This window comes from Halobacillus litoralis (assembly GCF_020171725.1).
Taxonomy (GTDB): domain Bacteria; phylum Bacillota; class Bacilli; order Bacillales; family Halobacillaceae; genus Halobacillus; species Halobacillus litoralis_F.
In genome coordinates, this window is sequence record NZ_JAIVAJ010000006.1 from 284,765 (window position 1) to 307,382 (window position 22,618).

Sequence of the window (22,618 nt, forward strand, 5' to 3'; positions counted from 1 at the left end):
AATTCAAAATAGAAGGGTGAATGCGATGAATATAAAACCGCGCTTTATGGCGTTAATGATGGCGCTTGCGGTCTTACTGGGAGCAGCGGGCTCTTATGTAGGCATCGAGTATTTTGCTGAGGCAGCACAGGATGAATCGCAAGCTGAACAATTAGCCGCAACGGACAAAATAGGACAAAGCTTCGGCGATTTATCCGAGGAAGAGCAGAAGCAGTTTATTCAAGACATGACAGGTCAGACCGACTTGAAAAAAGTAGAACAAGCCTTCAACTTAATAAAAGATAATTACGTAGAAGAAGTAGACAAGAATCAACTCGTCGAGGGTGCCATCCAAGGCATGCTGGATACGCTGGAGGATCCATACAGCGTTTATATGGACAAGGAGACGATGGAACAGTTCAACCAGACCATCGAGTCTTCTTTCCAAGGCATCGGTGCTGAGGTGAGCATGGTGAACGATAAAGTGACGATTGTCGCTCCGATCAAAGGCTCACCAGCTGAAGAAGCAGGCCTGAAGCCGAACGATCAGATTTTGACCGTGGATGGGGAGAGCGTGGAAGGCCTTGACCTTTACGAAGCCGTCCTTAAGATCCGCGGTGAAAAAGGATCAGAGGTTACGCTTGAGGTTGAGAGACCAGGCGTTTCGGATCCATTGACGATTGATATTGTGCGTGACGACATCCCTCTCGAAACCGTGTACACGGATACGAAAGAGGTCAACGGCAAAACAGCCGGTATCATCGAAATTACATCCTTCTCTGAAAAGACAGCCGAAGAGTTCGACGAAGCGTTGACGAAGCTTGAGAACGACGGGATGGACGGACTCGTCATTGACGTGCGTGGAAACCCGGGTGGTCTTTTCACAGACGTTCAGGAAATCTTGAAGAAATTCATTCCTGATGATAAACCGATCGTCCAAGTGGAGGACCGCAACGGTGAGAGATCCCGTTACAAGTCTTCCATTCAGGAGAAGAAAGACTATCCGATTACGGTCGTGATGGACGAAGGAAGTGCTTCCGCTTCTGAAATCCTAGCCGCTACGATGAAAGAAGCCGGTGGCTATGACCTGATCGGAACGCAGACCTTCGGAAAAGGAACCGTCCAGCAGGCGATGCCGATGGGAGATGGCAGTACGATTAAGCTGACGCTCTTCAAATGGTTGACCCCTGATGGAAACTGGATTCATGAGAAAGGCGTCGAGCCGACCGTCAGCGTGAAGCAGCCTGAGTACTTCTACACGAACCCAGTCAATATCGAAGAAGCCCTTCAATTCAATGACAACGGGGATCAAGTGAAGAACGTGCAGGAAATGCTGAAAGGCCTTGGCTATGACCCTGGCCGTACCGACGGCTTCTATAGTGAAGAAACCGTTGCCGCTGTGGAAGAATTTCAATCCGCAAACGACCTGGACGTTACAGGTGATGTGGACGCGGAGACCGGTGGTAAGCTTGAAGAATTGATTATCGAAGAAGTCCGCGCCGAAGAAAATGACAAGCAGATGGAAAAAGCCATCGACGTTCTTTTTCAATAGGCAGGAATTTGAAACTGGATGACGAATTAAAATCCGTAGTCAGGTGACTGCGGATTTTTTTCTGAGAGGAGTTATGGAAGTTGGATGTTTGGTTACTAGAGCTTATCAAAGGGGTGGGACGTGCCTTCACCCAGCCCTTCCTATACATAGCTGTTATCACAATTTGGATATTGGCCGGGCAGAGGCTGAAGCGGGAGCGTAAAGATTTCGGAGCCCGCGTCTTTTCACCATTATCTGAATGGCAGGGGACAATCGCTACAGGACTGATTGCAGGACTTGTACTCTCTGTCCTCTCCATCGCCCTCGGCCTCGTCGTATCCTATCCACTACTGATCATATTGAGCGTCGTTTTTTTACTCGTAAGCCTGCCATTACGGCTTACATGGTACTCGGCCGCCTACACCCTCGGGCTGACGTATGTTTTCGTGCTCGTCCTGCCGGCATTGGATGTGCATCCGTGGCTTAAAACCCTTGAAGACGTATCGCTGCTTTCGATCACCATCATCATGACCGTGTTATTGTTCGCGGAAGCGATTCTCCTTCTCAAGCTGAAGCCGAACGAAACCTTCCCCGAGAGGAAAAAAGGGAAGCGGGGACTCTGGATTGGGCAGCACCGGGCTCGCCGTGCGGCCGTTGTCCCGTTCTTTGTGCTTTACCCTACAGGTGGCATCATTCCGTTTGCAGAGTGGTGGCCCGTGATTTCCGTAAGCGGGGAATCATATGGTCTGGTGCTTATTCCGATGGTGATCGGCTTCGATTGGATTTCGAGAGGACAGCCTGTCGAGCAGGCGACGAAAGCGATCGGACGGCACGTGTTCTTACTCGCCAGTGCCGTGCTCGTCTTGACAGTCGCGAGCTACTTCCTGCCGGTCCTGACGTTTGTGACCGTTGCTGTCGGTTTACTCGGCCGTGAATGGATCACCATCCGTCATCGAGTACGAGAAAATCGTTCGCCTTTCTTCATCCCGAACCCGAAAGGCCTTCGGATTCTCGGCGTCATTCCAGGCAGCCCTGCTGCTGATATGGGACTGGTACCTGGTGAACTGATTGAGCGCGTAAATAACGTCTCCGTTCGTTCGGAAACGGAATTCTATGAAGCCCTACAAATCAACGGTGCCTTCAACAAACTCGAAATCCGCGACGAATACGGCGAGAACCGCTACGTTCAGCGTGCGATGTACGAAGGTGAACACCACGAGCTTGGCGTACTGTTTGTCGAGCCAGCCGTCCATGAAGCATCGGTTGGATTTTTCTAAGATAGAGGGAACATTAAAAGTCAGCATCGTATGCTGGCTTTTTAATTTGGAGAATTCTAGTCTGAAGGACCCGAAGACCTATAAGGCATGGGATGTTAGAATGTAAGGGCAAGAATATGAGAACAGGAGAGATGACATGATATTTGTATATATGATCGTAGCTGGTGTTCCCGGGCTTATGTTCCTTGGACCTGCGGGGGCGGTGATCGGTGTGCTACTGGGAGCGATCTTTGGAGCTACGCAGTCGAATTACAGGAAGATTGCTGATTTGGAGAAAGAGTTGGAAGAACTGAAAAAGGAGAAGGCTTAATTTCTTTTGTGAAGGATGTGCGCTCTTTGCATTTAGAGGATTTGTTTATTAAAAATAAAAGTGAATTTAATACACTCAGAAAAAGGGTTCATGAAGTATTTAACTTAAATGAAAAGCATCCTGACAAGGTATTCAATCAGAAATTCAGCTCTTCTAAGTCCGAAGAATTTGACTGGGCGATGAGCGGTGGTTTTTGGAGTCAACTAAAAAGTTTAGCTGCTTTGACCAATGACGAATATATACTAATTGCCATTGTCGAGCCTGACCCCGTGAATTACTTCTATAAAGAGTTTAATTATTATAACTGGGCTAAGTTACCTTTGACTTTATCAGAAGACGAGTTTTTCGATTTACTCGAAATGGGACCTAAGGAAAGTCCTGCGGATGCAATGTTATATAATTCCTTCAAAGTAGTATGGCTGCCACCTTCCGAAGAATGGGCGGCATGGGGGAATAGAAGTGATGAATTATGTGTGATAGGAGTTACGAAAGATTATATGCTAGATATTTTTGAATGAGTAAGCTATTTAAATATGCATAGCATGAAAATTGAAGAGCTGTGGTCCTATTGACTTTTGTAGATAATCAGGTCTTTATTTGTTTCAATTCTCACTTCATAATTGCAATAGCAAGTCTTCATCTATTGTAACGGCTCCTATATTACTCTTCTAAAACCCTTAACCAATAACTGTCCTTTGGTTCATTTAAGAAGCCGGACTCTTTAAAGGTTACTGTAACTCGTTGACCAGGCTCCAGTTTGTTGAATTTCTCAGAATCAATACTGTTGAATTCAATGACACCATTCTCGTTGTTGACTGAAGTGGAGACGACTATAAGCTGGTCGTCGATTTTCTTTTCAATCGTACCTGTAATAGTCATCAGCTGGGTGCTAACGAAATATGCGATTGACCCAATCATAACAAGGAGTACGAGTGATAAGACGGTTAGGAACTTTTTAATCATTTAAACCTCCTTTACAATTTGTGTTGAATATCATAACTCGAATTTAGAGTTGTGGCAACAAAGTGGTAAGGAAGAAGATTTTTTTCTGGAGGGCGGTGCAACGATGTCTTTACGTACGCTCACACATATTTATTATTTGGGACTTGGTTGTGGTTTTTGGAATAAGGGCGATGTGATCAACTGGTCTGATAAAGTGATTGAACAGGTCGATGAACCACCAATAGAACTGATTGACGTTTCGATGATGTCGGAATCATATCTGGAAGATGTAGAGAGGAAGCTTGTTGAATTCTGTGGAGTAATGGACAAAGAGTACAGTGTGAAGATATTATGTTCCGCTATCTTGGATAAGGTAGAAAAACAAAAGTTGCCCATTGGAAACGCCATAACAATTGTAAATAAGCTTATGGTGAATACAGAATTGTATTTGGAAAACCAATATAATCATTTATATTCATTTAAATACTGCTATGATTTAGCCTTGGATCGAGTCGTGCAGAAACAGCCTTATGAAGTTGAGTCTGAGTTTGCTGAAGAACTAAAGGCTATGTCTGTTAACCTCAGTGATTTAGAGGAAATGTATGCTGAGTTAACAGGACAATCGTGGGGAGAGAATGAAGCTTAATAGGTGTTCACCCCAGGGCTGGACAGAGCCATTAATATAAAGGAAAGTATATGGGATATAGTACCGTAATAAAGAGGTGATAGGTCATGTGGATCTTTATAATCGGCTTTTTGGTGATCTTGATCATAGGCATCATCGGTCAAAATAAAGTAGAGCGCGATAAACGATTTAGAGAGCTTGAGGAAAAGGTAGAAGAACTGGAACGTCAATTAAAGAAACAGAGCGAATAAGACTGAGAAGATAGAAATTTTGGAAGAAAGGAAAAAATAATGGGACTATTATTTTTACTAGGCTTTTTTATAATTCTTATTATCGGTTTCACAAGTGAAAAAAGGAAGAATCGAGAGGGAGACTTAGAGGACCGTTTACGAGAATTGGAAGAAAGAATAGAACAATTAGAACATAGGCAAAAAGATTAAAAGTGGCATCCCCTTTCCATTAGGGATATGCCACTTTTCATTGAAACATTTTTTGGTTGGAAACGTATAGGTATGTAGAGGAATCATATATAAAGGAGTTCTTATGTCTATTTTCATCGGAAGTGTCTTATTGTTGGCAGGCTTTGTTTTTGTGAAGTTCCCGACCTTCTTTTGGTATATCACGGTCGGCTGGAAGCTTCAGGATGCAGAGCCGAGCGGAATTGCTTTAGGCTTTAATAAAGTAATTGGATATTTGATCATCATCACGGGAGTTGGATATCTATTAGACTTCTTCTTTCCCGGAACTGGAGGTTGATCTGCTATATTGATTGAAGAGGTGTGGATATGCTGCTGTTGCTCGTTATTATTTTGTCGATCATATTAATTGTCCTTATTGGAGCGATCCCTCTTCTTGTGGATACGAATCGCAAGGTGACGAGAATCGCGAACAAGATGGATTTATTCGATATTGAGGATCGTAAGGTATCAAATGAGGAAATTGAAAATGAGCTGGAGAAACGACTGAAATAGATGAGAGGTGATGTACGTTGGAATACGTGTCATTTGGGATGAGTCTCGCTCTTCTTTTTTACATAGGTTATCGGAATCGGAACGTCATCAACAAACTTACCCATCTTCAACTGGCCACAGCGCTTCTCGGCTATTTGGTGACCGTATCGATCGGCTTCGTTTTCATTTACTACGGTGGAAACTGGCTTGCGGGCGTTTTTTCAAATGTAGTGATCAAGTACGGGGTATTTGTTTCCGTCGTCCTGGTTACGTTGTATGTCTGTAAAGGGTTGCTTGGAAAATGGCTGCATAAAGCGACAGGCGGTGTGCTGCCGAAAGAGTGGAGATAGGACGTCGGGCGTATGGCTCTACGTCTTTTTTGTCCTTACCTATTGTGTATATTTTGTGCCAATGCAGCAGGAAGGAGGTCGCCACCACCTTTTTCCAGTATAATGAAAATAAAACTGGAAAGTGGGAATGGTTATGGTTGTGCCTTTTACGTTCCAACAGCTTCACCTGAAACGAATCTCTTTCCTCTTATTATTTATTCTCGTCCCGAATTATCTTGTCATGCGTGCTGGCATCGCCGGACCGATTGATGATCGTATCGGCGTAGCCACTGCACTGGATCTCTGCCTCATTCTCCCTCTATTGTTGTACTTCTTCGGATTTCGTCAAAGAGTTTCATGGGTGTACCTGATCACGTTTATTTTCTTGGGAGCAGTGATGGCCAATCTCATGATTCCAAATCATGCAGATGGTTACTTATCTTACTTTAATCACTCCGTTATTGTGCTGGAAGCTGCGGTTATCTTTGTGGAAATCCTCGTGTTGATGATGATTGTGAAACGATTCCCGACACTTGTTCGGAATTACAAAGAGAGTAGGCGGCATCATTACCACTTTCTATCCAGCTTATCAGCGGCGGTTCAGGATACATTCACGATCAAGCGTTTCAATAAGGTGAAGATCGGTCTTCGGATCCTGGCGACAGATATGGCTGCGATTTACTACAGCCTCTTCAGTTGGAGAAAGAAGCCGGCGCAAGGCTTTACTTTTCACAAAGACGGTGGCTACTTAGGTGTGTTTTTCATGCTGGTTCATGCGATGGTGATTGAAATCATCGCCGTTCATATGATGGTCGCCCAGTATAGTCATACGGCAGCATGGATTGTCACGGCACTCGATTTCTACGCACTGTTATTCATCATTTCCGATTATCAGGCGATCCGTCTATGTCCACTGGTGGTCGATGAGAAGGGCCTCCATTATCAAAAAGGCATTCGGGAGTATGGTTCTGTGCCGTGGGACAATATCGAGGGGCTCTACAAAAACAATGAGCTTGCTGGAAAAGAAAGTGTGGAACTGGCTTTTCATGGACTGGAGAAGGAACCCTCTCCATACGTGATCAAGCTGAATCGTCCTGTGGAAACGAGGAAGATATTCGGTTTGAAGAAAACGGTTGAAGCGGTCTTCTTGAAGCTGGATGATCCAGAAGCTTTCAGAAAAGAGTTCGATCGTTACGTCAAAATGGCCGAGTGAAAAAAGGTGCTGAGCATTCCTTCAGCACCTTTTTTTCTGTTTAACATTTGTTCATTTCGGTTAGAGAAAGAGACGAAAGACAGAAGGAGGGCTTTATATGGTCAACGTACTTATCATGCTTACATTTCTCCTGATTGGAGCGAGCATCGTTTACTTTTTTCAAAATAAAACCTTCAAACAGTCTTACTTCAATGCGGCTTTATTTCTAAAGCTGTTTGTTGTCATGGCCGTCGTGCTGATCGGCTTTACTTTCATCTATTACCTACTATCCCTTCGAGGTGTCGTCCTGGTTCAATCTCTCTCATCGATGACAGTGATTGAGCCGACGCTAGTAAACCTGCTTTATTTCAGCGGAGAAACGATTTTTTCTGTCGGGTACGGGGATATGCTGCCCGTTGGTCCCACACGCTTTTTTGCGATCCTTCAGTCGATGATCGGCATTCTACTTCCGACAGCTTACTTTGCCCGGACAATCAGTGAAGCGGGGAAACATAAGCAATGAACCAAAAAGTGGCACCGACGACCTGTCCTCTCTTTATAGAATGATGTTAGAATAAGAGATAAGAGAGACAGCGTCTGTTCATCTTGGAATTTTGAAAGGGGTACATACTTGTGAACTCAAAATACTTAGATCTACTCGCTCAAAAATATGACAGTCAGGAAAAAGTAGTAACAGAGATTATCAACCTCGAAGCGATTCTGAACCTGCCGAAAGGGACCGAACACTTCGTCAGTGATCTTCACGGGGAGTACCAGGCGTTCCAGCACGTACTACGGAACGGTTCAGGCCGTGTGAAGGAAAAGATCCGCGACCTTTTCAACGGAAATATTTACGAAAGGGAAATCAATGACTTGGCGGCATTGGTTTATTATCCTGAAGAAAAATTAAAATTGATCAAAAACAGTTTTGATAACGAAAAGGATCTGCACAGGTGGTACCGCCTTACGATCGAGCGGATGATCAAGCTCGTCTCCTATGCCTCTTCGAAGTACACGCGTTCCAAGCTTCGCAAGGCGCTGCCAGACCAGTTTGCCTACATTATCGAAGAACTGCTCTACAAAACAGAGGAATCCGCGAATAAGGAGCAGTACTATACGAAAATTGTCCAGCAGATTATTTCACTCGGTCAGTCGGATAAGCTGATTACAGGACTCGCCTACAGTACACAGCGGCTTGTTGTCGACCACCTGCACGTCGTAGGGGACATCTTTGATCGTGGTCCTGAACCGGACAAGATCATGGAAGCACTCATCAACTACCATTCCGTCGATATTCAATGGGGCAACCACGATGCCCTCTGGATCGGTGCGTTCTCAGGTTCAAAAGTGTGCCTCGCAAACATCATCCGGATTTGCGCCCGTTACGATAACCTCGATATCATCGAAGACGTCTACGGCATCAACCTGCGTCCGCTGTTGAATCTTGCCGAGAAGTATTATGAGGACAACCCGGTATTCAGACCGAAAGTCCACTCAGATAAGAAACCGTCTGATCTTGAAACTTCGCAGATTACAAAGATTCACCAGGCCATTGCCATGATTCAGTTCAAACTGGAGAGCCCGATCATCAAGAGACGTCCGGACTTCAACATGTCGGAGCGGCTTGTCCTTGAGAAAGTAGACTATGAGAAAGGTGAGGCGACGATTTACGGAAAAACGTACCCACTTGAAAATACGTGCTTCGCAACCGTAAACCCGGACCAGCCTGATCAACTGCTCGATGAAGAGGAAGAGGTCATCAATAAGCTTCTATTCTCCATTCAGCATTCAGAGAAGCTCGCTCGACACATGAAATTCCTTGTGAAAAAAGGCAGTCTTTATTTGAAATACAACGGCAACCTCCTGATTCACGGCTGTATACCACTTGATCAGGATGAAAATATGGAGAGTATGAAAATCGAAGGGAATACGTACGCAGGCCGCGAATTGCTCGATGTCTTCGAGCACTACCTGCGCTATTCCTTCGCCCATCCGGATCAAACGGATGACCTGGCGACAGACATGGTCTGGTATTTGTGGACCGGTGAGTATTCGTCCTTATTCGGAAAAAGGGCGATGACAACCTTCGAGCGTTATTTTATTAACGATAAAGCTTCCCACAAAGAAGTGAAGAATCCTTATTATTACCTGCGCGAAAACGAAGAAACGTGCCGCAAGATTCTAGAGGACTTCGGACTGAACCCTGATCAGGGACACATCATCAACGGTCACACGCCGGTCAAGGAAATCGAAGGAGAGAACCCGATTAAAGCCAACGGCAAAATGGTCGTCATCGATGGGGGTTTTTCAAAAGCCTATCAATCGAAAACGGGCATTGCCGGCTACACGCTTCTCTACAATTCGTTCGGCATGCAGCTCGTCGCCCACACTCATTTCAATTCAAGACAGGATGTCCTGCAGAACGGAACGGACGTCTTATCAGTGAAACGCTTAGTAGACAAAGAGCTTGAGAGAAAGAAAGTACGGGAAACCAACGTCGGTCAAGAGCTGTTGGAAGAGCTGACCATGCTCAACCAACTGATGGAATACCGCTATATGAAGTAACACGGAAAAAGCATCCGATCCAGGGTGCTTTTTTGCTGCCGCCTGGATTGGGACAGGTATCTCCACCTTCAGGGTCCGCCAGTCCCAATTATCAAGTATCGGGACAACCTCCTTGGTGAACCAAGCTCTGCTTGTCTTGATAAATCTTTATTGGGACAGGCAGCCTCTCTCAACAGTTTCAGGTAGTCCCAATAAGCGTTTAATGAGACAGGCATCCCCGCTGAGCAGGCTTTGCTAGTCCCAATAACATTCTAATGGGACAAGCTCCCTTGCTTAGGAGCAGCTGTCAGTCCCAATCAACCTCGATTGGGACAATGACCCCGATCAAAAGGTTCGAGATTGTCCCAATTCCTTCCTCATTCTGTAACCTATTAATAGAATTCCCTTGGCTCATGCACTATACTTGAGTCATAGAGATAGACTGGGGAGGGTACTAGTATGAATGAATCGCAGAACCTGTCAGCCACCGTCTTCTTATCCAAGCTCATCACGCAATATGCCCATTTGCACGAACGAACGGTCGGGCCGAAAGCGGAGGAGTATATCCGTCAGCTCGGGATTCGGACAGGAGAATGGATCGAGTCCTTTTATGATGAAAAAGGGAATACTTGGACGCCGGATCGGTACGCCCAGGTCATTGTCGATTTGAAAAACTCCATCGGCGGTCATTTTCACATTTCAGAGGTTCATGAAGATCATGTCATCGTAAAGGCGACAGCCTGCCCTTTCGGTGAGGTGGTGAAGGATGCACCGCATTTGTGCATGATGACCTCCAGTGTCTTTGGCGGGATTGCCTCGAGGAGGATGGGGTTCGGACAAGTTTCATTGAGAAAAAGGATTGCAGTCGGGGATGCAGGCTGCGAGGTCGCGATCTATTTCAGCCCGTCAGAAGAAGAGGGGGTTGTTTACGAGAACCTGCCGATCACGCCGGATAAAGGGGATCCTTTTGACTGGGAGGAAGAAACGATCGTCGCGTTAAATGAAGAATTGAGGAAGAGTGACAACATGGTGATGGAGTTGATCGATGAACTCGAACGCCTTCAAAAAGAAGTGGATGAACTCAAGGGCAAATGACCTAAATCTGCTCAGATAGGCATATAAATCCGCCATCCGGGAATACTAATAGTGTTACACAACACATTCCTAGGAGGTATCTTTATGGTCTGGCTCGTGTTGACGGTTCTCTTAACGATGGTCGTATTTTCAATTTACTTTGAACAACATGGAAAAAGAGATGCTGAAGCCAGGGTTACCGTTAAAGATCACAAACAGTTGGAACAGGAATTCCGGAATCGCGGAGCAGTTAATGAATCAGTCAAACATGAATATCTATAGAACATAAACCAAAAGCAAAGCCTCTCCTATCAGAGGCTTTGTTTTTGGTTTTGAAAAGGTTCTGTATGAAATGAAGTGCTCCGTGGGGTGGAAAATAGCTCGCTTTCCGCCAAGAACGGGAAAGCCTTCTCGGCTCCGCCTGCGGGGTCTTTCCTCTGTTCCTTTTTTGGCAGGAGTCTCCCCATTTTCCACCCCACTTTGTGATAGCAAAGTGTACAGAACATCACGACAATCAGATTCTGCAACTGCTTCTCTCCCTTTCCCTAGAGCACATAACTTGTTTTACAGATTGCCAAATTCGGTAGAACGTTTTCTCCACATTCGTGAGTTCCTACCTTACATAACAGCACATCATGATATATTTTATGAACTGAGAATCTTTACATCGAGAGATTTCATTTCAGGATATTGGCGTTCATATCCCTCCACCACAATGCATATCATCGGTGTAGGCTCCAATCTGGGACATGTGAATAAGTTGAAAATGCTGAAAATGATTCTCAAATTCATTGACAGACAACGGTCAAGCCCATAAACTTATAAGTATGGATAGAATTCGAACGTATTTGACATAAAGTATTGAGCTGGACACTAAAGGAGAGGTCAATGAATGGATACATCATTGTTAGCAAATGACCTGACACTAGGCTATGGCGATTCGATCATTATTGATTCATTAAATATAACGATTCCTAAAGGAAAGGTCACTGTACTGATTGGTGGAAACGGCTGCGGGAAATCCACGCTGCTGCGTTCGATGGCCCGTTTACTGAAACCGAAATCAGGAGAAGTGGTACTCGACAGTAAAGACATCTCGAAGATGAAGACGAAGGACGTTGCGAAGAAAATGGCGATCCTTCCCCAAAGCCCGACCACTCCTGAAGGTCTGACTGTGCATCAATTAGTGAAGCAGGGGCGTTACCCTTATCAAGGATTGACGAAGCGTTGGTCCAGTGACGACGAGGCAGCCGTTGAAAAAGCGCTGCATGATACAAACTTAGTAGAACTGAAAGATCGTACGGTCGACTCTTTATCTGGTGGTCAAAGGCAGCGCGCCTGGATTGCCATGACGCTGGCACAGGATACAGATACCGTGCTGTTGGATGAACCGACGACGTATTTGGATATGACGCACCAAATTGAAATTCTCGATCTGCTTTTCGATCTTAACCAAGACCACGGCAGAACGATCGTCATGGTCCTTCACGATATCAACTTGGCATGTCGCTACGCGGATCACTTGATTGCCGTGAAAGATAAGACCGTTTTCGATCAAGGGAAGCCGGAACAGGTGATTACGTGCGATCTTATGCAGCACGTATTCGATATGACGTGTGATGTACGGGAAGATCCGTTGTTCGGTACACCGATGTGTATCCCTCACGGTAAAGGACGCTGCTTAATCAAGCAGGCACAAGCAGAAGCTCAAGCACAGGCACAATCTATATAACTTACAGAAGAGCAATGCGGGAATGTCTCGCGTTGCTCTTTTTTAAATTCTTAAAACCTTGAGTCGAAGGTCATGCGAAAACGGAAGAGTTTTCAAAGGATGTAAAGGTCTTGTCTAGTTGGAAACAATCAAGCCGGTGAAGTTCGAGGGAAATCTCGAATCTAAAGGAATCTATGGTGTAGAATAAAAGCATGAAATGTTATCATGAAACTGTTGTATACACATTTGTAAACGACTCAGAATAAATGAGGGGTTAAGACTATGAATCAAGTGCGAGATCTTTTTGAGAAGGGCCATATGGCTTCTAGTGAGTATATGCTTCCTTTGATGCATATGCTGATGGATGGAATTTCGGACTATATTTTTCTTATGGAAGTTACAGCTCCAAGGCGCTTTAAGTATGTACTTGTCAATCAGTCAGCCAAGGTTCGTCACATGATGCCGGGTGTTCAATGGGAAGGTCGCTTCATTGAAGACCTCGTATCAGAAGACGAAGCTGAGTCTTTGATCAATCGGTATCAATGGGTGTTGGAAAATAAAGTACCGTTCACGTATGAGGATCAAATGGATTTGGACGGGACGGCCTTCTGTGGCCACACGTCATTGACACCGCTTGAGAGCGAAGACGGAGAAGTGAAGTACATTCTGGCGATTACTCGTGATATTACGGAAACGGTACAAAAAGAGCGGGAATTTAACCGAATTAATGCGATCTACCGTTCTTTAATGGAAAATACCGCCGATGCGATTCTCATCTTCAATCGGGAACATCAACTTGTCGAAATGAACGAGGCCGTGAAACAACTTTATGGCTTTACGAAACAGGAATTCCAAAACGGTGATTTTCCTTTTGTACCTGAGGATCGAAAAGAAGAAGTTTATGAACTGATCAGGCGTGCGCTTGATGGGGAGGAGATATCAGGCTTTCAAACGGAAAGAGTAAGAAAAGGCGGGGACAAGATCGACGTATCGATGACGGTGTCACCTATTCAGAATGATGAAGGGGCCATCATAGGCGTAAGCTCCATTGTCCGCGATATCTCATCTGTGAAAAAGAATGAGCGGAAGCTTGCTGCAAGCCGCTCCCGCTATCAGTCGCTGTTTGAACACAACCCGCATCCGATCCTTACGCTTCGCTTAGATGGGAGCGTTCACAAAGCAAACCCGGCAAGTCTTGAGATGATGAACACATCGTTTGATGAGCTGTCAGGATCGAACTTGCTGGAATGGCTTCCAGAGGAAAAAGCGGCTTGGGTCAGGAAGCACGTACTCGCTCATGATGTGCATGAAGATGTCCACATTCAGACAACCGTGCACGTAGGCGGCGATCAGCGCACAGCGATGCTTTATCTTGTGCCGATTATGTACAAGGAGAAGCGGGTTGGCCTCTATGCGATCCTCGACGATATTACGGAGAAGGAACGAGCGGTTGATGCGCTGCGCCAGAGTGAGGCGAAGTTCCGTTTAATAGCAGACAACTCCAATGATCTGATTTCGGTCTTTACGCCGTTTGGAGGGTTGTTGTATGCTTCCCCATCGATTGTCGATTTCTTTGGATTTGATCCTGCTGAGCTTGCTGAAGCAGAGCTTCAGCATACCCTAGGAAACAAAGACCTTGTGAAAGTCGTAAAAGCTTTTGAAGAATGTTACCGAACCGGTGTATCGTTTACGATCGCTCTCAGTCTAATGGGACGCTCTGGTCAGCCGGTCTGGTTCGAATGTAAAGGCACACCTGTGGAGTCAGATGAGGGCCGTGTGAACCGGATCGTCATCGTAGCCCGTGATATATCGGAACAAAAGAAATACGAGGACAAACTGAAGCGGATCGCCTTTTACGATTATTTGACCGGGCTGCCGAACCGCAGACTCTTCGAAGACCGTCTGGAACAGGCGATGCTCGAAGCCGATCGCAGAGAAAAAATGTTCGCGCTGCTCTATTTGGATGGCGATGGCTTTAAACGCATTAACGATCAATTCGGGCACGACATGGGCGACGACTTCCTGAAGTTGGTTGGAGATCGAATGAAGGAATGTCTCCGTGACAGTGATTCGATCGGACGTATTGGCGGCGATGAATTTGCGATTCTGCTTAAGGATGTCGAGACTTCCGACCAGGTACGTGAAATCGCCCAGCGGATTCTCGACGAGCTCCGTGCACCTTATGAGCTGAACGGCATGGATGTCGTTTCATCCTTCTCCATCGGGATTTCCTTCTATCCCGATAACGGGACAGCGCTCGACGATCTCTTCCGGAATGCCGATCAAGCTTTATATGCAGGAAAACGAAGAGGGAAAGATCAAATTTGGTTATATGAAGATCTCTAGTAATGAGAGGGGTGGGAAACAAGGGTTTTCCACCCCTCTTTATGGTTTCATTCAGGAATTTCGTTCAAGTCCTGGATGATGTACGTAGGTTCGATACCGAGCTCGGGCCACTTCTGATCGTTTCGGTTCACCCATGCGGTGTGAAAGCCGTAGGATGCGGCACCTGTTATATCCCAGGGGTTACTGGAGAAAAAGAGAATCTCCTCTTTTTCAAAACCGAGATTATCTTGAGCGAATTGATAAGCGTCAGGGTGGGGCTTGTACACCTTCGGCTCATCGGCGCTTAGTAATCCGAACTGGTCCGTCAGGCCGTTGTGCTGCAACAGAGGCTCCAGCATGCTTTTTGTCCCGTTCGAGAAAATCGTGAACGTGTGGTTCGGATATCGTTCATGAAGACTGTTCACTTCTTCATAAGGTGACAGCTTTTCATACTGCTTCATCAAGTCCTTCACTGTATTCTCGTGGATGTCAGCTCCGCTGAAATGGAGAGCATCTCTCAGCGCCCATTCCGTGATTTCGCTGAAGGGGCGGTACCCGTTTGCGAGCTGACGGACGAGAAAGTAGTGAATCTGCCTTTGGCGCCATTCCTGGCTGATACGGCTCCCTTTGTCAGGATAGTGTTCATGTATTTTTTCCATGACGGAATGTACATCAAATAAGGTTCCGTAAGCATCAAAAACGTAAGCGTGATAGGCCATTGTATTCCCACCTTTCTAAAGAATAGGTTTCCCTTCTGTGAAACGTGATAAACTGATAGGAAAGAAAGGGGGGAGGGCATGAATACTCTGCACCATGGGTATTGGACGTTCTTCGCTGCGAGAAAAAAGAATTTCCTAGGTTGGTTCATCTTTGGGAGTGTGCTGCCGGATCTGATCTATTATGTGATGTTCATTTACCTAGCCATTGAACGGAATGCCTTGCAAGTGCTGGGGGACCCCGATCCTTTGCGGTCTTTATTCTTCTTATCTCATGATCTATTTGACTATCAGGTTGTTATTATCCTTAGACAGGTGGGGCACTCGTTGTTCGTGTGGGGCGTCTTTATGGCTCTTGTCCTCCTCCTGAAGGGAAGGGCTCTGTCGAAATGGACAGCTCTTGCTTACGGGTGGCTTGGCCATGTTGTCATCGATATTCTCACGCACGCAGAGGATGCGGTGCCGCTTTTTTATCCGATCAGCGCCTTCACGTTTCACAGTCCGATTTCCTATTGGGACGATGATCATTATGCCGGGCTGTTTAACCTAGTGAACCGGACACTGATCTTGCTGTCTCTCCTTTACCTTTTTTCCAAATGGTGCTATAAAAGGTGGAAGCAGAGGGGTTCGTTCACAAAAAGTTCATGACAAGCCAGTCCTTCCCCGTTCTCTATCCTTTGTATTTCATGATATGATTTACTGAGGAATGCTAATGCTTTTTTGATTTTTATATAGAGGAAGGGTAAGGCAATGAAGAAATTCTCTATTCTTACAACGTTTGTGACGTTCCTTGCTCTCATACTCGGAAATCTTGTCGTAGCGACAGATTCCGGAGATGCATGTGGAACATCCTGGCCATTTTGTAATGGTCAAGTCATACCAGACTTTACAGATTATCATGTAATCATAGAATATTCACACCGGCTTATGGTCCCGTTATTGGTTGTCCTGACAGGGGTCAATGCGCTTGGGGCTTTATATAAACATCGAAAGCGCCGACCGGTTTTTATTCTCGCAATTTTGAGTTTGGCTGTTCTCGTTCTTCAATCTTTAGTTGGAGGATTCAATGTCCTGCTTGGAACACCACCAGGGTTCACGACGCTTGATGTGACGTTCAGTCAGATTCTATTGATCATTCTCGTGCTGCTGAGCTTCAGTCTACATGAGAAAAATATCGCGTTACCGCGAACGAGCCGGGATTCCCTGGCGATGAGCTATAAAGCGTTTGTCATCGGGTATATTGTTTATTTTGCCCAGGTCATTCTCGGGGCGTTCTTCAAACATAGTGCCGCGAGTAACGTGATGATGAACATTCCGGCAATGGAATACCTCGTGACGAGTGAAAACATCGCCAAAGCGATCTACTCTCTGCACTGGGTGGCTACGTTTGTGATCTTAGTCGCAGCGATTTGGTTTGTCATTTATGCGACGCGATTCAAGTATCACGTTACGCTATCCTGGCTCTATTTGATCTCGCTGTTGTTAAATGCTGTCGTTGGGTTTGTGATTGTTGCTACAGGGAATGTGGTCGAAGCTTCGTCCATCCACATGCTTCTATCAACGGTTACGATGACAATCGGTGCCAGCATTCTTGGCGGATACTGGTTCAGGTTTCAGAAAAAGCCTGAAGCGTAATCAAAAAGCAGACTGGACTCCTAGCGATTCCAGTCTGCTTTTTTTGATGCGAAAAACCCGTCCTGATGATGCTTCTCACTACTATTTCGAGAGTGGAAGTGGAGTGAAATGCACATGAAGGAATGCTTCTAGACCTTTTTGGAGCATATAAACATAAAAAAGCGTGGTGAGGATGTTTCTCACCACGCTTTTCTACTATCTTATTCAAATAAATTTCGGATCTCTTCTTCACTTAGTGACGTAATCATCGATTCGCCCGGTTGAATGACTTGGTCGACGAGGTCGCGTTTCTTTTGTTGAAGTTGGTAGATGCGTTCCTCGATCGTTCCTTCTGAGATCATCCGGATGACCTGTACGACGCGCTCCTGGCCGATTCGGTGGGCACGGCCTGCGGCTTGTTCTTCAATGGCCGGGTTCCACCATAAATCGTAAAGGATGACGGTGTCGGCGCCGGTCAAGTTCAAGCCGGTTCCTCCTGCTTTCAAGGAGATGAAAAAGGCGTCTTTTTCCCCTTCGTTAAACTGTTCGACCATCTCCATACGGTGTTCGGATTTGGTACTTCCATCCAAGTAGAAGGCATCGAGTCCGATGGCCGCAAGCTCTTCATGAAGAATCTTGAGCATGCTTGAGAATTGGGAGAAGATCAGCAGGCGATGGCCGCTGTCCTTCAATTCCTGTGCCAGTTCTTTCAACTGCTCGAGCTTTCCGGAGTCCCCTTCGTAGTTCTCGAGGAAGAGAGAAGGGTGACAGCAGATTTGGCGGAGGCGTGTCAGCCCTGCCAGGATCTCGAGCTTTCCTCGCTGAATCCCTTTGGTTGCAATGGTCTCTTCAATATCATTTTGAATACGCTCCAAGTACGCAAGGTACACTTCCTTCTGCTCGCGCGTCAGTTCAGAATACTGGACGGTATCGATTTTGTCCGGCAGTTCATCGAGTACTTCCTTCTTCATACGACGCAGGATGAATGGACGCGTCATGCGCGCTACTTTCTCTGGCTTCATTTGAAGAAACTTCTTCTTGCTCGTATAGAAGCCCGGCATCAGTGTTCTGAAAATCGACCAAAGCTCGGTAAGAGAGTTCTCGATCGGCGTACCACTGAGCGCAAAACGGTGCTGGGCGCGAATGGTGCGGACAGCGGCTGCCGTTTTGGTCGTTTCATTTTTGATGGCCTGCGATTCGTCCAGGACCATAGCGTGGAACTTGAGCTCTTTATAAAACTCGGCGTCCTGACGAATGAGTGGGTAGGACGTAATCCATACATCGGCTTCCTCTTTCGATTCGATCGCTTCCTGACGAGTGAACTTGTCGCCGGATATCATCCGTACGGCAAGCCTAGGTGCGAACTTCTCGACTTCCTTTTTCCAGTTGTACAAAAGAGAGGCCGGTGCAATGATCAGCGCCGGATGATTCATCTCGCCATTCTCTTTTTCGTAAAGGAGGAAGGAGATGGTTTGGAGCGTTTTACCGAGTCCCATGTCATCGGCCAGAATGCCGCCAAGACCGTATGTCGCGAGTGTCTTCATCCATCTGAATCCGGTCAGCTGGTAAGGGCGTAAGTCGGCGTGCAGCCCTAGAGGAGGATCGACCTCAAGCGTCTGTGGATTTTTCAACCGCTCGACAAGCTGCGTAAAGCGCGCGTCCCGCTCTTTTTCCTCCGGGTTCAGGACGTTCTCCACCTGCAGGCTGCGTGCTTGAGAAACGTGAATACCGTTTTCGCTCACATCACTCGCAGATAAATCGAGTTCATCGGCAAGGCGCTGGAATCGTTCGAATGATTCGGTCGTGAGTGATAAGAGTGCACCGTCTGACAGTCGGTAATATTTCTTTCGTTCAATGGCCGCTCGTAAGGCAGCAGAGATGTCGTCCTCTTTTATGCCATCGATCGTAAAGCTGATATCGAGCCAGCTTCCGTCGCTTTCCATCTGAACAGAAGGGCGGAGTTCCTGGTCGGACTGCTCGAGCATCGACCTTACGGATGAAGATAAATACACGTCCGCTTTCTCTTTCAGCATCGGCATGTATTCGTATAGGAAGGCTTCGAGTTCCTCTTCGTCTTCGATGTAGACCATATCGCCGTCAAACTTGAATTCTGCCGCTTCGATGATCTGCATGATCGCCTGCTCAGTAGCGCTGTCCCGCCTGATAATCGTCTGGGACTGCTCTTGGTTTTTGAAAGGATCGATCGTGACATCCCCGTAGTGGAATTTGACATCGACCGTCAGCGTCCAGCTTTGGAAATCCAGATACACCTTTGCTTTTAAGTCTTCCTGGACGATTTTCTCAGAGGCTGAAGCGTCAAGCTGCACGTCGGCAACCGTTTCAAGCTCAGGCAGGACGTGTGAAACGATTCCTTCCATATCGAAGTGACTGACCGTGTGGTTGCCGTTCGAGTTATACGGAAGCAGGCTGTACAGCGTCTCAAGTACGCCTTCCTTTTCACGGTCAATCGCATAGAAGGTGGCATCCTTATATAGCAGATGGTAATCCGCGAAGTATTCATACTCCTTCAAGTGACTCATGTGCATATGAAAAAGACCGCGTTCTTCTGAAATGTAGAAGGAGAAATTCGGTGTTTCAGGCTTATACGCTAAGTAACCTGCGTATTCTCCTCTCTCCATAACGAAGGCTTCCTTTTCAGCCAGCAGGGGAAGCAGTTCTTGTGCGAGCAATGGAGACAGCTTCAAGCGCTTCTTATCGGAATAGTTCCATTGCTGGTCATAGAAATGCTCCTGTTCGAACGCATCATGCAGAAGCTTGGTAATCTTCTGGTCTTTTTCATCCAAGGTGTGCTCGGACGGATCATAGGTGAACTTCTTCGTAATCCGGTATGCCTGCTTTTTCTGCATATACTCAAGCAGCTCACGGATATCTTTTATGACGTAAAGGTAGCTCTCGCCCATCTTCAGTTCGACGCTTAAGCTTTTCGTGCCGAGCAGAGACTGGACGTGAAGCTGGTATTGGATCGATAAAGGTTTTTTCAAATCTTCGGACTGGGTCTGTTCACGACGCTCGCGGAATGTTTCGTACAACCGCATTGCAAATAAACGATCGTGGTTGGAGGTCGTCTGTTTGTCACGGATACTCCGTTCGGCAAGCTTCGGAGACAGTTCTTCCAAGGCTTTCTCACGAATCGCAATCAGCACCGCGGCGATGTGCTTGCACGTATAATACGTGTGATAAGCCGGACACTCACATGTCGCTTCCACATCATCGTCTTCAAAGAAGAAGATGCGGACTTCGTAATCATGTGTTCCCGCAACGACCGCTCTCCACGAACGGATCGCGCTGTTGTGGGAAAGACCGTACACTTTGCCGGTGTCGTAATAATGCTTTCCTCTTGTATAAAAGGACTGACCGGTGATTTTCTTAATATCTTTGGGTTGTAATAAGTATGTCTGCATCATAAGCATCCTTACTTAGAGTATTTGAAATGATCATCTTATCATTATAACTCAACTTATCTTCCAGGAAAATGCTTAACAAACCCGGAAGTTCGTCGTCTGCATGTTGATTTTAGAAGGTGGTTGTGCTATTTTTCAGAGTAGAAACCATCCGCTTGCAAACGAGCGAGCGGTTTTTTTGTGGATATAAAATATAGAAATGACAAAGGTGTTCGAGGAGTGACACAGGATGACCGCCAGAACTGCCTGTATCCTCTTCGCATAAGGATACCTTTGAACTGAAAGGGATTTGTAAAATGACGATAAAAGATGAAATGAAAAGACGCCGGACATTTGCTATTATCTCCCACCCCGATGCAGGTAAAACAACAATGACGGAAAAAATGCTCCTGTTCGGTAACTTGATCCGCTCAGCAGGGACGGTAAAAGGGAAGAAGTCCGGTAAGTTCGCCACTTCCGACTGGATGGAAATCGAGAAGCAGCGTGGAATCTCCGTGACATCCAGTGTAATGAACTTTCCATATAAAGACTATCAGGTCAACATCCTTGATACCCCAGGACACGAAGACTTCAGTGAAGATACGTACCGTACACTGACCGCTGTAGACAGTGTCGTCATGGTCATTGACGGGACAAAAGGAATCGAGGCCCAGACCCTCAAACTATTCAAAGTATGTAAAATGCGCGGGATTCCGATTTTCACCTTCATTAACAAAATGGACCGTGAAGGCCGCGAACCGTTTGAATTAATGGAAGAAATTGAAGAAACGCTGAATATCGAAACGTACCCGATGACATGGCCTGCCGGTATGGGGAAACGTTTCTTAGGTGTGTTCGACCGTGAGAACGATCAATTTGTTCAGTACACAGGGAACGAAGAAGAAACATACATTCCGTATTCTGAATTGGATCAGCACCCGGAACTGACCGAACAGGCGACTTTCCAGGAAGCACAGGATGAAATGGCGCTTGTGGCAGAAGCGGGCGATGAATTCGATATGGAAAAAGTACTGAAAGGTGATCAGACGCCGGTCTTCTTCGGTAGTGCCTTAGCTCCGTTCGGTGTCGAGACATTCTTCAACTCGTTCATCGATATGGCGCCTGAACCTGCACCTAGAAAATCGACGGAAGGCGTCGTTTCACCGGACAACGAAGAGTTTTCTGGATTCATTTTCAAAATCCAGGCGAACATGAACCCGCAGCACCGTGACCGTATTGCCTTCGTTAGAATTTGTTCAGGTAAATTCGAGCGTGGCATGAACGTGACGCTTTCACGTACAGGAAAAACGTTCAAGCTGGCACAGTCCCAGCAGTTCGTCGCTTCCTCAAGAGGTACGGTGGAAGAAGGGTATGCAGGCGATATTATCGGAATTTATGACCCGAACGTCTACCGGATCGGCGACACCATCGTGACAGGTAAATCGAACTTTGAATACGATGAACTGCCTCAATTCCCGCCGGAACTGTTCAAGAAAGTAACGGCGAAAAACGTCATGAAGTCCAAACAGTTCAGAAAAGGGCTGGAGCAGCTCGTTCAAGAAGGAGCGATTCAGCTGTTCAAACGCTATCGTTTCGAAGATTATATCATCGGAGCCGTTGGTGAGCTTCAATACGAAGTGTTCGAATACCGCATGAAGAACGAATATAATGTGGACGTAGAATTGACACCGATGGGTGAGCGGATTCCTCGTTGGCTGAGAGAAGATCAGGTGGATGAATCGATGTTTGACGAGCGGAACATGCTTGCACAGGACAGAGAAGGCAATCCGCTTGTCCTATTCAAGAACGACTTCTCGCTCCGCTGGTTCCAGGATAAGAACCCGGATATTGAATTGACGGATTTATTTGAAGTGAATCAATACAACCAAACGTTTGAATGATTAAAGAAAAACCACTACAGCAGCTTGTAGTGGTTTTCTTTAGGTTGTGAAAGTTTTGGCTCGTCAAAGTAGTGAAGCGCGATTTTGGAGAAAGGCTGTTTGGGTATTTTCTAAAAAAAGTTTCAGCTGTGCCTGTTTCTATTACCACATATCGTGACTTTGCGTCCTTTTTGCTGGATAATATTCGTGTGGAGAGA

Annotated in this window: 22 protein-coding genes; 19 read left to right on the forward strand and 3 right to left on the reverse strand. The window is 46.2% G+C overall.

All coding sequences use genetic code 11. From position 1 onward, the window contains the following. Positions 1 to 25 precede the first annotated feature (25 nt). From LCM20_RS13405 to LCM20_RS13420, 4 genes are all read left to right on the forward strand, one after another. The gene (locus tag LCM20_RS13405; protein ID WP_263622101.1) at positions 26 to 1,531 is read left to right on the forward strand and encodes a S41 family peptidase; all 1,506 of its coding nucleotides are present in this window, start codon (positions 26 to 28) and stop codon (positions 1,529 to 1,531) included. A gap of 80 nt (positions 1,532 to 1,611) precedes the next feature. Continuing rightward, positions 1,612 to 2,787, forward strand: coding sequence for a PDZ domain-containing protein (locus LCM20_RS13410; RefSeq protein WP_225195985.1), 1,176 nt, complete (start codon positions 1,612 to 1,614; stop codon positions 2,785 to 2,787). 136 nt (positions 2,788 to 2,923) lie between these two features. Continuing rightward, positions 2,924 to 3,097: a hypothetical protein gene (locus LCM20_RS13415; RefSeq protein WP_225195986.1), complete on the forward strand. Its 174-nt coding sequence runs from the start codon at positions 2,924 to 2,926 to the stop codon at positions 3,095 to 3,097. An 8-nt stretch (positions 3,098 to 3,105) separates the two neighbouring features. Further along, entirely contained in the window at positions 3,106 to 3,615 is a 510-nt protein-coding gene (locus LCM20_RS13420; RefSeq protein ID WP_225195987.1) for a hypothetical protein, read from the forward strand. Positions 3,616 to 3,757: 142 nt separating this feature from the next. Here LCM20_RS13420 and LCM20_RS13425 read toward each other — a convergent pair whose 3' ends face one another. Continuing rightward, positions 3,758 to 4,060 carry a hypothetical protein gene (locus tag LCM20_RS13425; protein WP_225195988.1) on the reverse strand — a complete coding sequence of 101 codons (303 nt, stop codon included), beginning with the start codon at positions 4,058 to 4,060 and terminating at the stop codon, positions 3,758 to 3,760. Between the two features lie 103 nt (positions 4,061 to 4,163). Between LCM20_RS13425 and LCM20_RS13430 the strand changes: the two genes are divergently transcribed. The 12 genes from LCM20_RS13430 (at position 4,164) to LCM20_RS13485 (ending at position 14,810) form a co-directional block, all read left to right on the forward strand. Next, entirely contained in the window at positions 4,164 to 4,685 is a 522-nt protein-coding gene (locus LCM20_RS13430; protein WP_225195989.1) for a protein kinase, read from the forward strand. Positions 4,686 to 4,771: 86 nt separating this feature from the next. Then, the gene (locus tag LCM20_RS13435; protein WP_225195990.1) at positions 4,772 to 4,915 is read left to right on the forward strand and encodes a hypothetical protein; all 144 of its coding nucleotides are present in this window, start codon (positions 4,772 to 4,774) and stop codon (positions 4,913 to 4,915) included. A 292-nt stretch (positions 4,916 to 5,207) separates the two neighbouring features. Next, positions 5,208 to 5,420, forward strand: coding sequence for a DUF6199 family natural product biosynthesis protein (locus LCM20_RS13440; protein ID WP_225195991.1), 213 nt, complete (start codon positions 5,208 to 5,210; stop codon positions 5,418 to 5,420). Between the two features lie 29 nt (positions 5,421 to 5,449). After that, the gene (locus LCM20_RS13445) at positions 5,450 to 5,635 is read left to right on the forward strand and encodes a hypothetical protein (protein ID WP_225195992.1); all 186 of its coding nucleotides are present in this window, start codon (positions 5,450 to 5,452) and stop codon (positions 5,633 to 5,635) included. A 17-nt stretch (positions 5,636 to 5,652) separates the two neighbouring features. After that, positions 5,653 to 5,964, forward strand: a complete 312-nt coding sequence (locus LCM20_RS13450) for a hypothetical protein (protein ID WP_225195993.1) — start codon at positions 5,653 to 5,655, stop codon at positions 5,962 to 5,964. Positions 5,965 to 6,097: 133 nt separating this feature from the next. Continuing rightward, entirely contained in the window at positions 6,098 to 7,156 is a 1,059-nt protein-coding gene (locus LCM20_RS13455) for a hypothetical protein (RefSeq protein ID WP_225195994.1), read from the forward strand. A gap of 97 nt (positions 7,157 to 7,253) precedes the next feature. Continuing rightward, positions 7,254 to 7,658, forward strand: coding sequence for an ion channel (locus tag LCM20_RS13460; protein WP_225195995.1), 405 nt, complete (start codon positions 7,254 to 7,256; stop codon positions 7,656 to 7,658). Positions 7,659 to 7,768: 110 nt separating this feature from the next. Beyond that, positions 7,769 to 9,700, forward strand: a complete 1,932-nt coding sequence (gene fbp, locus LCM20_RS13465) for a fructose-1,6-bisphosphatase (protein WP_225195996.1) — start codon at positions 7,769 to 7,771, stop codon at positions 9,698 to 9,700. Positions 9,701 to 10,138: 438 nt separating this feature from the next. After that, positions 10,139 to 10,774 (forward strand): methanogen output domain 1-containing protein, encoded by a 636-nt coding sequence (locus LCM20_RS13470; RefSeq protein ID WP_225195997.1) that lies wholly within the window; start codon positions 10,139 to 10,141, stop codon positions 10,772 to 10,774. An 84-nt stretch (positions 10,775 to 10,858) separates the two neighbouring features. Next, positions 10,859 to 11,035: a hypothetical protein gene (locus LCM20_RS13475; protein WP_225195998.1), complete on the forward strand. Its 177-nt coding sequence runs from the start codon at positions 10,859 to 10,861 to the stop codon at positions 11,033 to 11,035. A gap of 610 nt (positions 11,036 to 11,645) precedes the next feature. Next, entirely contained in the window at positions 11,646 to 12,485 is an 840-nt protein-coding gene (locus LCM20_RS13480) for an ABC transporter ATP-binding protein (RefSeq protein ID WP_225195999.1), read from the forward strand. A 261-nt stretch (positions 12,486 to 12,746) separates the two neighbouring features. After that, the gene (locus tag LCM20_RS13485; RefSeq protein ID WP_225196000.1) at positions 12,747 to 14,810 is read left to right on the forward strand and encodes a PAS domain S-box protein; all 2,064 of its coding nucleotides are present in this window, start codon (positions 12,747 to 12,749) and stop codon (positions 14,808 to 14,810) included. A 47-nt stretch (positions 14,811 to 14,857) separates the two neighbouring features. Here the strand turns inward: LCM20_RS13485 and LCM20_RS13490 are convergent, their stop codons facing one another. Then, positions 14,858 to 15,508: a haloacid dehalogenase type II gene (locus tag LCM20_RS13490; protein WP_225196001.1), complete on the reverse strand. Its 651-nt coding sequence runs from the start codon at positions 15,506 to 15,508 to the stop codon at positions 14,858 to 14,860. Positions 15,509 to 15,586: 78 nt separating this feature from the next. Between LCM20_RS13490 and LCM20_RS13495 the strand changes: the two genes are divergently transcribed. Both LCM20_RS13495 and LCM20_RS13500 read left to right on the forward strand, forming a co-directional pair. Then, positions 15,587 to 16,153, forward strand: a complete 567-nt coding sequence (locus LCM20_RS13495; protein ID WP_225196002.1) for a zinc dependent phospholipase C family protein — start codon at positions 15,587 to 15,589, stop codon at positions 16,151 to 16,153. Positions 16,154 to 16,255: 102 nt separating this feature from the next. After that, the gene (locus LCM20_RS13500) at positions 16,256 to 17,140 is read left to right on the forward strand and encodes a COX15/CtaA family protein (RefSeq protein WP_225196003.1); all 885 of its coding nucleotides are present in this window, start codon (positions 16,256 to 16,258) and stop codon (positions 17,138 to 17,140) included. Positions 17,141 to 17,340: 200 nt separating this feature from the next. On the opposite strand, the gene LCM20_RS13505 is transcribed toward LCM20_RS13500, so the two are convergent. Then, positions 17,341 to 20,541 (reverse strand): DEAD/DEAH box helicase, encoded by a 3,201-nt coding sequence (locus tag LCM20_RS13505; RefSeq protein WP_225196004.1) that lies wholly within the window; start codon positions 20,539 to 20,541, stop codon positions 17,341 to 17,343. Between the two features lie 296 nt (positions 20,542 to 20,837). On the opposite strand from LCM20_RS13505, the gene LCM20_RS13510 reads away from it, so the two are divergent. Then, a complete protein-coding gene (locus LCM20_RS13510; RefSeq protein ID WP_225196005.1) occupies positions 20,838 to 22,421 on the forward strand; it encodes a peptide chain release factor 3 in 1,584 nt (527 codons plus the stop codon). Positions 22,422 to 22,618: the final 197 nt, after the last annotated feature.

Excerpts from the sequence above, each read along its gene's own strand:
- LCM20_RS13405 (WP_263622101.1), top strand. The coding sequence starts at position 26 with ATGAATATAAAACCGCGCTTTATGGCGTTAATGATGGCGCTTGCGGTC.
- LCM20_RS13415 (WP_225195986.1), top strand. The coding sequence starts at position 2,924 with ATGATATTTGTATATATGATCGTAGCTGGTGTTCCCGGGCTTATGTTC.
- LCM20_RS13425 (WP_225195988.1), bottom strand. The coding sequence starts at position 4,060 with ATGATTAAAAAGTTCCTAACCGTCTTATCACTCGTACTCCTTGTTATG.
- LCM20_RS13430 (WP_225195989.1), top strand. The coding sequence starts at position 4,164 with ATGTCTTTACGTACGCTCACACATATTTATTATTTGGGACTTGGTTGT.
- LCM20_RS13435 (WP_225195990.1), top strand. The coding sequence starts at position 4,772 with ATGTGGATCTTTATAATCGGCTTTTTGGTGATCTTGATCATAGGCATC.
- LCM20_RS13440 (WP_225195991.1), top strand. The coding sequence starts at position 5,208 with ATGTCTATTTTCATCGGAAGTGTCTTATTGTTGGCAGGCTTTGTTTTT.
- LCM20_RS13445 (WP_225195992.1), top strand. The coding sequence starts at position 5,450 with ATGCTGCTGTTGCTCGTTATTATTTTGTCGATCATATTAATTGTCCTT.
- LCM20_RS13455 (WP_225195994.1), top strand. The coding sequence starts at position 6,098 with ATGGTTGTGCCTTTTACGTTCCAACAGCTTCACCTGAAACGAATCTCT.
- LCM20_RS13460 (WP_225195995.1), top strand. The coding sequence starts at position 7,254 with ATGGTCAACGTACTTATCATGCTTACATTTCTCCTGATTGGAGCGAGC.
- LCM20_RS13470 (WP_225195997.1), top strand. The coding sequence starts at position 10,139 with ATGAATGAATCGCAGAACCTGTCAGCCACCGTCTTCTTATCCAAGCTC.
- LCM20_RS13475 (WP_225195998.1), top strand. The coding sequence starts at position 10,859 with ATGGTCTGGCTCGTGTTGACGGTTCTCTTAACGATGGTCGTATTTTCA.
- LCM20_RS13480 (WP_225195999.1), top strand. The coding sequence starts at position 11,646 with ATGGATACATCATTGTTAGCAAATGACCTGACACTAGGCTATGGCGAT.
- LCM20_RS13485 (WP_225196000.1), top strand. The coding sequence starts at position 12,747 with ATGAATCAAGTGCGAGATCTTTTTGAGAAGGGCCATATGGCTTCTAGT.
- LCM20_RS13490 (WP_225196001.1), bottom strand. The coding sequence starts at position 15,508 with ATGGCCTATCACGCTTACGTTTTTGATGCTTACGGAACCTTATTTGAT.
- LCM20_RS13495 (WP_225196002.1), top strand. The coding sequence starts at position 15,587 with ATGAATACTCTGCACCATGGGTATTGGACGTTCTTCGCTGCGAGAAAA.
- LCM20_RS13500 (WP_225196003.1), top strand. The coding sequence starts at position 16,256 with ATGAAGAAATTCTCTATTCTTACAACGTTTGTGACGTTCCTTGCTCTC.
- LCM20_RS13505 (WP_225196004.1), bottom strand. The coding sequence starts at position 20,541 with ATGCAGACATACTTATTACAACCCAAAGATATTAAGAAAATCACCGGT.
- LCM20_RS13510 (WP_225196005.1), top strand. The coding sequence starts at position 20,838 with ATGACGATAAAAGATGAAATGAAAAGACGCCGGACATTTGCTATTATC.